At 60.0% G+C, this 11,518-nt stretch carries 12 protein-coding genes and 1 pseudogene; 6 read left to right on the top strand and 7 right to left on the bottom strand.

Annotated elements, in window-relative coordinates; genetic code table 11:
• From ACIOWA_RS18365 to ACIOWA_RS18340, 6 genes and pseudogenes are all read left to right on the top strand, one after another.
• Positions 1-220 (top strand): hypothetical protein (locus ACIOWA_RS18365; RefSeq protein ID WP_401161175.1); only part of this gene is annotated, 220 nt, incomplete at its 5' end.
• A 247-nt stretch (positions 221-467) separates the two neighbouring features.
• Positions 468-965 (top strand): DUF4406 domain-containing protein, encoded by a 498-nt coding sequence (locus ACIOWA_RS18360; protein ID WP_401161172.1) that lies wholly within the window; start codon positions 468-470, stop codon positions 963-965.
• Positions 965-1,630, top strand: a complete 666-nt coding sequence (locus ACIOWA_RS18355; RefSeq protein WP_401161170.1) for a hypothetical protein — start codon at positions 965-967, stop codon at positions 1,628-1,630. Before ACIOWA_RS18360 ends, ACIOWA_RS18355 begins: the two co-directional genes overlap by 1 nt.
• The gene (locus tag ACIOWA_RS18350; RefSeq protein ID WP_401161168.1) at positions 1,627-1,806 is read left to right on the top strand and encodes a hypothetical protein; all 180 of its coding nucleotides are present in this window, start codon (positions 1,627-1,629) and stop codon (positions 1,804-1,806) included. Before ACIOWA_RS18355 ends, ACIOWA_RS18350 begins: the two co-directional genes overlap by 4 nt.
• A 46-nt stretch (positions 1,807-1,852) precedes the next feature.
• Positions 1,853-2,416 (top strand): hypothetical protein, encoded by a 564-nt coding sequence (locus tag ACIOWA_RS18345; protein ID WP_401161166.1) that lies wholly within the window; start codon positions 1,853-1,855, stop codon positions 2,414-2,416.
• Positions 2,417-2,748: 332 nt separating this feature from the next.
• Positions 2,749-3,651 (top strand): annotated as a pseudogene (locus ACIOWA_RS18340) (tyrosine-type recombinase/integrase); the annotation flags it as partial.
• A gap of 304 nt (positions 3,652-3,955) precedes the next feature.
• Here the strand turns inward: ACIOWA_RS18340 and ACIOWA_RS18335 are convergent.
• Genes ACIOWA_RS18335 through ACIOWA_RS18305 form a run of 7 tightly spaced genes read right to left on the bottom strand, consistent with a single transcriptional unit; the run spans position 3,956 to position 11,462 of the window.
• Positions 3,956-4,459: a lysis system i-spanin subunit Rz gene (locus ACIOWA_RS18335; RefSeq protein ID WP_401161164.1), complete on the bottom strand. Its 504-nt coding sequence runs from the start codon at positions 4,457-4,459 to the stop codon at positions 3,956-3,958.
• Entirely contained in the window at positions 4,459-4,881 is a 423-nt protein-coding gene (locus ACIOWA_RS18330; protein WP_401161162.1) for a cell wall hydrolase, read from the bottom strand. Before ACIOWA_RS18330 ends, ACIOWA_RS18335 begins: the two co-directional genes overlap by 1 nt.
• 42 nt (positions 4,882-4,923) lie before the next feature.
• Positions 4,924-5,469 (bottom strand): phage tail assembly chaperone, encoded by a 546-nt coding sequence (locus ACIOWA_RS18325; protein WP_401161160.1) that lies wholly within the window; start codon positions 5,467-5,469, stop codon positions 4,924-4,926.
• Positions 5,470-5,476: 7 nt separating this feature from the next.
• A complete protein-coding gene (locus tag ACIOWA_RS18320) occupies positions 5,477-6,853 on the bottom strand; it encodes a phage tail protein (RefSeq protein ID WP_401161158.1) in 1,377 nt (458 codons plus the stop codon).
• Positions 6,854-6,879: 26 nt separating this feature from the next.
• Positions 6,880-7,542: a hypothetical protein gene (locus tag ACIOWA_RS18315; protein WP_401161156.1), complete on the bottom strand. Its 663-nt coding sequence runs from the start codon at positions 7,540-7,542 to the stop codon at positions 6,880-6,882.
• On the bottom strand, positions 7,539-7,847 hold the full coding sequence (locus ACIOWA_RS18310; RefSeq protein ID WP_401161154.1) for a hypothetical protein: 309 nt from the start codon (positions 7,845-7,847) through the stop codon (positions 7,539-7,541). Before ACIOWA_RS18310 ends, ACIOWA_RS18315 begins: the two co-directional genes overlap by 4 nt.
• A gap of 51 nt (positions 7,848-7,898) precedes the next feature.
• Entirely contained in the window at positions 7,899-11,462 is a 3,564-nt protein-coding gene (locus ACIOWA_RS18305; RefSeq protein ID WP_401161152.1) for a host specificity protein J, read from the bottom strand.
• Positions 11,463-11,518: the final 56 nt, after the last annotated feature.

Below are 11,518 nucleotides of genomic sequence, written 5' to 3'. Positions count from 1 at the left end.
GGGCATTTCAACCGTATTCATGGCTCAGATGAATGGTGGGTTCAATACCACGGCCGCCAAAAGCATCGAAGATCCGATGACCACGGTGACCAACAAGCCTTTCACTAAGACCCAGCAGGTGCACATGTGCGGCAACAGCGTCAGCCCGCCGCCGATGGCTGCACTGGCTCGGGCCAACGATCCGTGGCGCGCTGTCGAGCAGCAGGCAGCCGCGGCGTAGTCAAAGCCACGGCAACGCCGACAACCAATCAGCTAGGCGCATCAGCATCTGGCTGAGCAGTTCGACGAGTACTTGGTACATCACTTCAGCGATGAGTCGCTTCATTCGGTGGAACTCTGGCTTGTTTGATAGCCAGATCATTCCGTCACGACTCTTCGAAAAGCCGGCTTTATAGGGAATTTTCTAAGCCTGCGATCTTTTCCCTCACCCCTCCACCGCCCGGGCATGCCCCGGCATAGGACGCCCCATGCCCACAGAAAACATCCGCACCGTTGTCACGGAATCACTGATCGGGATGATCTCGGCAGTAACCGATCTGACACCACCAGCGAACGAGCCAATGCCGGCTTTCATTCAAGGCCCGATTGACCGGGCAGTTGCGCGAATCAGTACCGTTGTTGTCCAGGGCGTCACCCTTCAATCAGACCGCACCAACCGCCTGTACCTAACCGGGCCTACGACCGGCATCGAGGACTTCAACTTTCCCGCCTTCAACGATATGGCCGCCAAGCTGCGCGCCCGTGGCTACCGCGTTGAGAATCCTGCCGAGCATGGTGTAGTCGAAGGCGCCGAATGGGGTGACTACATGGCGTACGACCTCACGCGTCTTGGTCTTTGCGGGATGGTCGCTGTTATGCCGGGATGGGATGCATCAAGGGGCGCACGCCTCGAAGTGCACATCGCCCGAGAGCTGGGCATGCCGGTAGTGAATGCCCATGGGCTGGTAACGATGGAGATTGCATGATGCGCAACATACAAACGCGTGAAGGGTTTGAGTTTTGGGACAAGCTGAACGCCCTGCCGCGCTACGCCTTCCTGCTTTCGCCATCCGGCAAGTCGGTGCAGAAGTTCGAAGACCAAGCCATGGGTAACTGGATCGACGTGCACGAAGCGCAGAAGGTCGTAGACCAGGCGCAGGAACGGATCAGCGAGTTGCAGGACGAACTGGAGCACCTGAAGGGCTACGTGGAAATCAATGCCAATTCAGCCCAAGGCAAACATGCGGAAGGTCAGCGGTACCGAGACGAGCGTGACGCCCTGCAGCAGCGCCTGAACGCAGCGGATCAGCGGATTGATGATTTCGCCGGCGGCGATTGTGAATGGAGCCAAGACGGCGAAAGCGGAATCTGGAACACCGGCTGCGGCTCTACGTGGTCATTTCACGATGACGGTCCGGAAGAGAACGGCATGAACTTCTGCCATTCCTGCGGCAAGCACCTGGTGGTTGAGGTGGCTGAACAGGAACAGGATGACGACTGGCACATGAACCCGTGCAACCAAGGTCACCGCGATGTCGGTGCGGCCGGCGGTGTGGCGGCGTGCAACCAGTGCGACGAGAAGATCGAAGCCACCACCACGCAAGAAGCCTTCGAGCGCTGGAACGCGAGCCACCCGGAACCGCAGGCATGAAGCGCTTCGTCCGCCGCAAGTTCGAAGCCTGGCTGATCCTTCTGGCCGCGAAGATACTGAGCGGCCGCAACGTTCAGCGATCCCCAGTTGTGTCCCGACGCGACAACAACCAAATGTTTGAAATTGCCGGTGAGCTCGAAGAAATAGCCCAGCGCATCAGCACCAACTACCCGTAACTCCCTCCCCCTTCAAAGTCAGCCGCTATAGCGGCAAGGACGACTCATGTCTCAAGTTCACCCAGATTTGGCCCGGATGTACAACGTGTTCGGCCTGAGCAGCAATCACTCCTTGTCGACTCTGCTCGCAAACGTCGAGGGGCTCAAGCGAAGTCATGACGAAGATCGCCCGCTTGCTGATCGGTACCGCTTTCTGCGCGAGCCAAAAGCCAGCGCGCCCGTAACGCTCCCGGAAGAACAATGGATTGTCGTTGGTCTGGCCAGCCATGAGGACGTTCTGTTCGGCACCGAACTGGACAAGGCCATCGACAACGCCATGAATTCCAAAAGCTACACCTTCGAGCCTGAGGATGGGCCGCTGCTTTGCTACCAAGTCGGTGATCAAGACTGGGTTGCCGCACAGAACCCGGAACAGGCCCTGGCAGTTTTGGCTGAATACAACGGCGATTGGCTGCGCGAGCACTCCGACGACTACGACGTGGTTCTGACGGGCGATTCGGAGCTCGACCAGCAGTGGCAGGACGAAGACGCACCCGGTACTCCAGCGGGTTCTCTCCGGCAGTGGCTGGCTGAAGCCACGGAGCCTTGCTACCTGAACGGGGTGGAGTGACGCCATGATCACCAAGTGCATAGCCGGCTGCACCCTCTTCTTCTGGCTTCCATTGGTACTGACCATAAAGGCGGTGATCGGATGAGCAAGCGAGCGATTCACCTTTACCCGTGGGACGGCGGCACCGAGGCCGACCAGGATCCGCCCGAAGACGTTTACTGCGGCACCGACGGCGACATGACCGACGACCAGCTCACCAATGACTGGCGGTACGTCACCTGCAAGCGCTGCCTGAAGATTCGGGAAAAAGAACTGGCGGCGCGGGCGGCGGACGACCGAGACCAGAAGGTCAAGCTGTTTGACGAGGCTCAAGCCATCACGATCACGCTCGGTCATCCGAATCATTCGCCGGTTTCCTGGACACATACGAGCGCGACGTGCTCCCGCCGCGCGAACTGGCAAAAGGGACCTTGGGGCTGTATGCAGTCCACTTTCGGCGTTTTCGGAAACACTTCGAAGGCAAGGCCGTGGACCAGATCACGATACGCATGATCGCGGAAATGCTGGACGCCCTCACGCCGCGCACTGCCAACCAGTGCCGCGCCCTGCTGATCGACATATTCAACCACGCAGCAGCCAAAGGCCTGTGCCCGGACAACCCAGCGGCCAGCACCATCAACCGAATCGAGGAGAAGCAACGCAAGCGACACACCATCGAAGGCCTGAAGGCCATCCGGGAGAAATCGCCGTTCTGGCTGCAGAACGCGATTGACCTCGCACTGATCACTGCGCAGCGCCGGACGGACATCTTGAATATGAGGTTCGATGGTGTTCGGGAAGGATTTTTGTATGTGGTGCAGCAGAAGACGGCCAAAGCCAGCGACGCAGCATGGATTCGGTTCAAAGTGACCGAGGAACTCCAGGCAGTGATCAGCCGGTGCCGGGATGACATCGTCTCGCCTTACCTGATCCATCGCCGGCCTGACCGCAAAAAGCAGAAGCAGGCGCAGACGAAGGATCACTGGACTCAGGTTGAAGAACGATATTTGACGCGAGCCTTCAAAGAGGCCCGGGAAGCGGCGGGTTGTTACAAAGGATGGAAGGAAGAGGAAATGCCAGGCTTTCATGAAGTGCGGGCGCTGTCGCTGCACCTGTACCAGAAAGCCGGAAAGGACGGTCAGAAGATCGCCGGACACGCCAGCGAGACAATGACGAAGAACTACCAGAAAGACCACGCCGAAATCGTCTGGTCGGAAGCCATTCCAGACCTGAATATCAGCGAAATCACCGGGTAGTTTTGCGCAAGTTTTGCGCGGGTTTTGCGCAGGCACAAAAAAGCCGATCTAAATAATCGGCTTAAGTGTCTGATTTTACTCAGGAATAATGGTCGGGACGGAGTGATTCGAACACTCGACCCCTAGCACCCCATGCTTGCAGGAGTGCTAAAAAGCTATACGGAACAGTCCTTTGGAACGGCGCCCACTGCAATCGATGCCTAACCGTGACTAGCCGTATTTCACGAATCCCCGCAAAAGTCCCTACAGGCTTTCGACCAGAGAGTCCTTGTCACCCGGCGTCCTGCCGAACGAACACCAATCCCTATTTATTCAATTCCCGGACATACGCCTGACAAGCCTGCAGCGCGATCAGTCCCCGGTCACCTTCGTCGGTGATGGCGACAATTCGTTGAGCATGCGCTGGGTCAAGTCGGGCGCGTACGGCTGCATGATCCACGCTGCCGGGGCCGGAGGCGGCAGACACTGAACAGCCACCGGCTGAATCCGCGTCGATGAGGACTGACAGCCGCAGATCAGCAGTGGCAAGGCGATCGCGCAGGCGATCTTGGTCACGTTGGGCATCTGTCATTTTCCTGAAGTGGGTTTGCTCACTGGCCGCCAGCCGCTGCTCGAGCGCCAGCCGCTTGTCCTGCTCAGCCTGTTGCGCGGTTGCCGCAGCCTGGGTCAGTTGATTGAGGGTTTCGGCGTGCTGCTGGGCCTGCTGGGCCAACTGCTTCCCGTAGCGCCAGTCCTGGAACTGCCAAGCGCTACCAAAGCCGGCGAGAACCAGCGCCAGCACGCCGATCAACTTCCACGGGACGACCATTACGGTACATCCTTAAAGAAGACGTGCCCGCCCAACTTGAGCGTCTGCTTTGCCCTCGCCGCCCAGGCCGGCGCCCTGATGCTGGTCGCATAGTAATGCGTCGCGCCTCCAGTGGGATCAGGCACCTTGCCATCGATCACCTGGTCAGCGGCGATTCGGCATTGCGCCAGCTCGCGGAACGGGATCTGCTTCGCGCCGGACAGGTACGGGGAGTTCGGGTCGGTCTTGTTCCAGCAACTGAACTGGTACTTGGCCTGGCACACGCCGGCGTAGCCTTCCCCCCACCACGAATTGGTCTTTCCGTCGAACACGCGGTTTTTGATCGTCCACGCAACAGCAATCTGGCCGGCGGTACCTTCCCCGCGCGCCTCACCCCACAGAGTGCGTGCAAGCACGTCGCGGTCTTTTTCGGTTGCAGTCATCACGTTTCTCCATGCATAAAAAAACCCCGAATAATCGGGGCTTCACTTGATTTTTTCGGCAAACCACGCGGGCGGTTCTGGTCGCTGCTGGATGGGCGGTTGTGCTGAGGCCGGCCAGTCCCGCAGCGCCTGACGATAGCCGTACAGTTCGACACGCTGTTCAGCGGTTATTGGGTAATCCGGCATAGCCAGAAAATCGCTTTCCGCAATACGAGCGCTTCGCCAGTCGCGCTCAATGGCCAAGGCCTCTGCTGCGACCGCCTCTTCGTCCTGACGCCATTCGGTACCTGTCCAGACAAAGTGGCGGCCAGGCCATGGGAGCGCGGTAAGGGTAGGCGGGAGATCGCCAAGGACGGTGTAATTCTGCTCGGCGCCGGTTTCAACGCTGTACACCACGCCCCGGCTGTCTGCGATCTGCCGTACCTCAGCATCGACCCATGCCCAGACCTTGCCGGCCGCCGGCGGATCAAGCACGAAGTCCAGTGCAACGGCATTGCTTGGCGGTTGAATGCCGATGCCTGGAATTATCGGTAGTTCGACCGGACCGTCGATAGCCCCGCTTGGGTCAATCAGATAGATGTAGCTCATGAACACCTCAGATCATTTTGATTCGGCCGGGCCACGCGATGTTGCGCGGACGGTTTTCTGTCGCCGTTGGCACCTGGCGGGAGGCGTCGAAGTTGACCGATGCGCTGTCGCCGGGGTCAGCACCTAACGATCCAGCCTTGGGAGGCGTGGAGCCGTATTGCGCGATACCCATGGCGCCAGAGGATCCGGCGGCGGCCGGGCGGTAGAGTGCCGAAACACTGCCGGTGATGTTGCGAATGGCGTCCCCCTGAGAGGATCCCGCGACGCGGCTGGTGTCCACCCCACGGGTTTCATCCAGGATGCGAATAAACTCCCCTCGGCCTTCAGGCCCGCGAAAAGTGGCTGATCCATCACCGCTGGTCCATCCGCCCTCGCGGCCGACTCGGGCCGCCTCAGTGGTCAGCATCCCGGACGCCTGCGCGTGGTCCCAAAGCCATGGCCATTCAGACCGCTGAAGCACCGGACCAGCCAAGCCGCCATAACCACCTGGTGGGAATGTCATTGTCGTTTCAAATGACGGACGGCCAAGTGGAGTGGTGTCTGCGCGTGCGATCGGCCACCAGCTGCCCGCGCCATCGCTGCGAAGGTGCCAGAAGTCACCGACCCCCATCAGAACGAAGAACGCATAGCCAGCAGAGTTCAGGTGCGTGTGAAACTTGATCTTGTCCGTGCCGTTCGCCTGGATGGCGAGCCTGTTTCCCGAGTTGTCGACTCGTCGCAGAACCACATCGCGCACGCCAAGTGCGGATGTGGCTGCCGGCAGTGTAATTGTGGTTGCTGCCACCGAAGCACTGGCCAATACCAGCCCCAGTTCTTCTGGCAGCAGTGCCCGGCTGGAGGAAATCGAGACCACCACCTTTTTCACGTCGACCACGTCCGCCTTGCTGGCCTGCAGCTTGCCGAACGCCGCAAGGATCGTATCAGTGGCCACAACTGCAGTTGACTGCGTCAGATCCAGGCCAGTGAGCGGGATCGCCCGCACTCCCGCACTACTCATGTACTTGTTGGTCGCCCCTTCCGGCAGACCGTCTGTGCTGGCGAGGTTGAGGGAGGTTCGGACGCCAGCCTGCGTGGGCACCTCCCCCAGCACTGAAAGCACTCCGCCGAACTGGTTGACCAGCGCTCGCAATGCATCTGCCGAGTCTTTGATGTAACCCTGCATGGGCGCCAGTGCATAGGCCCCTGATGCGTTGGTTACACCTTGATAGGGAGGCGCAATCGACATAGCTCCATCGGCGGCGATGTTGGTCACTTCGTACCAGCCACCATCCGGCCCACGAAAAGCGTCACCTACCCTGCCATTGGAGAGAAAGGCTGTACCCGTGCCAATCACAGCGTTGGAATTTTGGACGACAGAAACCGTCCCGGCCTTGTACCAGGGCATCGTGTATCTCCAGAAAAGAGTGAGGATCAGGCCAGCAATTTGGCGCAGAGAAATGGCCTGTGGCCCTGATCGGTCCAGGCTGTAAAGGCAAGGCTGTACATCATTATTCGCCCGTTTGCGTAATCGACCCCAAGAGCGCAGCCGCCACCAGTGCCGTCGTTGTGACAATTCATCGTGAACGGGTTGAGCGATACGTACTCCCCTACTCCGAGGCTTTTGTTGATACCCCAAAAGTACCGGCGTCCGACGCTTAGCTGCTCGGTTCCGAGGTAAGTCCAGTTGCCGGCGGCGTATGTCACAACAACTGCCGGCGCTCCGCTGTCGTAAACCAGTGCACCATCTGGGCCCCAAAGACGCATTCCGTAAGTAGCCGTCCCCATCGATGCCCACGCCACGACGAAGTACTGACCACTCAAGGTTTCATTGACCCTTGAGGCGTTCATTGAAAAGCCGGTCCAGTTACCCGGGCCACCGGTGAACCACACCGATATCGGCACCTGAATCGCGCCGGTCTGGGTCGGGCGAATGAAAACCAGAGGTGGATCTTGGCTGGTTATCGCCCGTGCAAACGTGCCAGTTGCGGTAGCGACACCTGAATATGTCCCTTTGGTGAGCAGGCAAAGCCTTGGCGCTTCAGAGTCGATCTGCACAAATGAATTGTCATTGATGCTTTGAAATCCATATGTCACGTCGAGTACCTGATCGCGTATCCCTTGGCGACAATCCTCGACTGAGTCGTCCCGCCCGGGGATGAAGGGTTTTTGGGGAGAACAACCACCTGGCCTGCGAATGTCGATACATACGGGTACGACTTGCTGTTCCCTAGCCCGTCCGTTTCAGACGCCTGCACGTCCTGCAGTCTCGTCGGGATGATCATGAACACGCAGTTCGCCGGGTTGAAGCCGGGAATGTTCAGCGTGTAGCTGGGCACGGATCCACTGAAGTCGATCACGCCCTGCCACAGCACCTGATAGGTGAAGCTGTTGGTGTCCATGGCGAGAAATCCATTCTCGTCAAAGACGCGAAGCCCGAATAAAGCCATTGATTACCCCAGATAGCCGAGCCGGACGCGCAATACGTTATTGGCGTCGTAAACCGAGACATTCAGCGAGTTGATCACCAGCCGACCTTGGCCGGGCACGATGCCGTTGATCTCAAGCGTTCCGTCTTTATTGAGAATCCAGCCCTGCTGGCCGGCGATGTAATTGGTCGAGCTGATGTAGCTGCCAATCTTGGCGTTTGTAATCGTGCCGTCAGCGATGAACGCGGAGTTCATAAACACCTGACCACCCTGCACTGCAAACGGAACCGAGATGGCGCCGCCGGCAATGGTGTTGACGATCGCGAAACGGTCAGCGGCGACCAAAAACTGGCTTTGCAAGCCGGCACCAGTGTTTTCGATGCCAAGGCCGATCCCGGCAGCGACGTACTGTCCGTTCGCCGTGATCTGCATCTTCACCGACCACATGGTGCTCAGCTTTCCACTGGTGTCTGCGTAGGCCGTTGAGGTCTCCTGAATGGCGGCAGTGTTTTCGCCGACCTTCACATTGACCTGGGTGATCGCTTCCGCTGTTGCGGCCTTATCGGTCACCACTACCTGGCGCAGATCAGTGACTGCCGCAGAGTTCTCACCGACCTCTGCCGTCACCTGCTTCAGTGTTTGCGCCGTTGCGAGGTTTTCCGAAGAGCGGACCCGATCCTCGCTCGCGATGGCCGCTGTACTGCCCCATTCCTTGAGCGCTCCGTCCAGGTCACCCTGGCCATCGTCATCACGCCAGGCCGCGCGCAGGGCCTGGAACGCCGTGGCTTGTGCCGTGACCACGCCGTCGAGCTCGGTGATCTCGGCGGTGTTGGTCGCGACCTGCTGGGCCAGTCCATTGGCCGTCTGCACGGTCTGGCCAACATCCAGCCAGTAGGCAGGATTTGGCGGCGGCGTATCTTTCGGTACCGGGCCGGCGGCCTGATAGATCCGCTTACCCACCACAACAAGGTCGTACTCCTCGTAGGTGTCGTCCGGGTTGTAGGTCTTCAAGCCGTCCAGCGCGTCGATCTGGGCCTGCAATCCCGGAATCTTGTCGATCTCGTCGAGGATATCCTTGCCCAGCTCCGTGCGGCCGATCTCGCCAGCGATCATTTCCAGAATCGCCGCCGCGTCGGCGCTCGACTGCCCCTGCACACCGATTCCGATCGGATACCACGGCCCGATGTTGCCGATCTTGTCGACGATCCGGCCCCAGAAGTAGAGCGTCACGCCGGCGCGCAGGCCGAGCATCGAAAAGTCACTCTGCGGGTAGGCCAGATCCGTCAGCTTGGTGGCAGCCTCAAGGCTTGTCGTAGGGCCGTACCAGATTTCAGTCCGCTGACTGTCCTCGGCACCGGCCGGGAATCCCCATTTCAGGTAGATGCCGAACAGCAGAGGCGTGGCCGTCAGATAGCTGAGCGCCGGCGGCAAGCCCTGCTTACCGCTGAGATTGGTCAGGATCGAGTTGCGCCAGATCGACGTGATGTCATACGCGCTTACGGCCCGGACGCGGGCCACGTAGGCACCAGCGTAAATCCCGACCACGTCCACGTTGGTCATGCCGGTCCGTTGCAGTTTGATCCAGTTGCCACTGTCCTTACGCCATTCCACGTCATAACCGATAGCTCCGTCCACGGCTGGCCAGCTGATGGTCATGGTGGCCACGGACAGGCCTTGAATGACCGAAGACGCCGAGGCGACAGTCACACTCGCCGGTGCCGGCACCACGGTGATCGGAATCACGCTGATTGGCCGCTCTTCCAAGCGAGCCCCGGTATCGATGTAGGCGAATTTGCTCGGTTCGTACTGCAACGCGCTGATCTCGAAGTCGCCCTCGGTCGTCCGCTTGGTCCGGAGCACACGGTAAAGCGGGATCGCCAGATCATCCGCATCAAGCGCCCATTGCAGTTGCGCGATCGGCGGCTCGCTGTAGTTGGTCGTGACCGTCACAGCGCGGCCGTTGACGCTCTGCACGGTGCGCCCCTCGGCGCGACCACCGGGCAAGTTGATGATCAGCCGGTCACCGGCCTTGGCCTGGGTGTCGCGATCAAGCGTGACGACGCGGCCAGCTGCTGACGAGATCCGTCCGCCGACCTCCCGCCCAGCCAGCAGCGAATCCGCCACCGGAATGATGTGGCCCGGCAGCGGAATCACGCCCTCCATGCCGGTCTTGAACGACACGGTGCGGTCTTGATTGTTGCTCAAGATCGCCCACTTGCCGCGGCGCTGGGCCTCGGAGGCGCGGGTACAGCCAATGGCGCTCAGCTCGGTCGGCCGGTCGCCATACCGGCGCTGCAGATCCAGATCCGCGAACGGGATGACGTCGGTGTCGTAGTTGTTGGCGGGGTTGTCGTAGCTGACCAGCGCCCGGGTGTATCGGGTTTTCGCCGAGGCACTGCCGTACGAAAATTTGCCGTCGATGACGTTGGCCCGGGTGAAGACGTAGTCGAAATCCTGCGCGCGCGGCATGTCGGCCTGCATTACCAGCTGGCCCTGAGCCCAGTAGGTCATGCCCCGATAAATCGCCGAGATATCGCGCAACAGCGACCAAGCGTCAGCCTTGCCTTGTAGGTTCATGTCGCAGAGGAAGCGTGGTTCCTGACCGCCGAGGCCGTTCGGCACCAACTGATCGCAGTACTGGGCGATCCGGTACAGCTCCCACTTGTCGACCATGAACGGCTTGATGCGCTTGCCCAGGCCGAAACGGTCTTCGGTGCAAATGCCGTAGGTGATCCACGCCGGGTTGTTGGTCCAGGCCGATTTCATCGAGCCGTCCCACGTCCCGGTGTAGGTGCGCAGAATCGGGTCGTAATTGCTCGGCACCATCCAGCGCCGGGCCTTGCACTTCACGGTCACCGCCGGGATGTTGGTGAACTGCTCGGCGTCGAACTCGATGTAGAGCAGCGCGGTGTTTGGGTAGCGCAGCTTGGCGTCGATGACTTCGGTGTAACCGGCCATCAGCATGGTGTCGGCGACCTTGTTGCTGTTCTGGTTCGGTGTCAGGCGGCGAACGCGGATCTGCCAGCCAGTGGTGGCGTCCGGCAGATCGATACGGCGCGAGCGCTCGTAGCGCGTAGTGGTCTTGCCGTCGACAGCATCCACCAGCACCTGCTGATAGGCGCCGCCATCGGTGGCCACGTCAATTGCGTACTCAATGCGGTAGCCGCCGACATTACCCTGGTCATCAGAGCGCTGCAGCGCTGGCCAAGCCAAACGCATACGCACCGCCGACAATTGGGTGTTGGTGACCGAGCGCACCCACGGCGAATCGCTGCGCAACTCGATATTCAGCGACGTCTCGTTCTCCACCGACGGAATGCCGGGGATGTACGTCTGATCCACAGAGCCCGGGCGCCAGTCCCACTTCACGTTCGGGAAGTTGTAGTTGCCGCTGGCATCACGGATCGGCGTGTTGTCCAGGTAGATGTCGTATTCGGTCGGAACGCTGTCGAACTCGCCCTCGCCCACCGCGATCAGCAGCTTGGCCAGGTTGGTCGAGCGCAGGCTGTCGCTGGCTTCGGTCGGCGACTTCGGCTTGCTGCTGCCGCCCTTCTCGCCGTGGATATCGATCTGTGCTGCTGCGCCCATGCTTTCCTCCAGGCATAAAAAAACCGCCTCTTGGGCGGCCTAATGGCATTTCTGTA

Origin of the sequence: Pseudomonas sp. NPDC087614, from assembly GCF_044743485.1 — a bacterium.
In the GTDB taxonomy this organism is placed as follows: domain Bacteria; phylum Pseudomonadota; class Gammaproteobacteria; order Pseudomonadales; family Pseudomonadaceae; genus Aquipseudomonas; species Aquipseudomonas baetica_A.
Note: the sequence above shows the minus strand (reverse complement) of the source record. Positions and strands in the feature narration are given on the sequence as shown.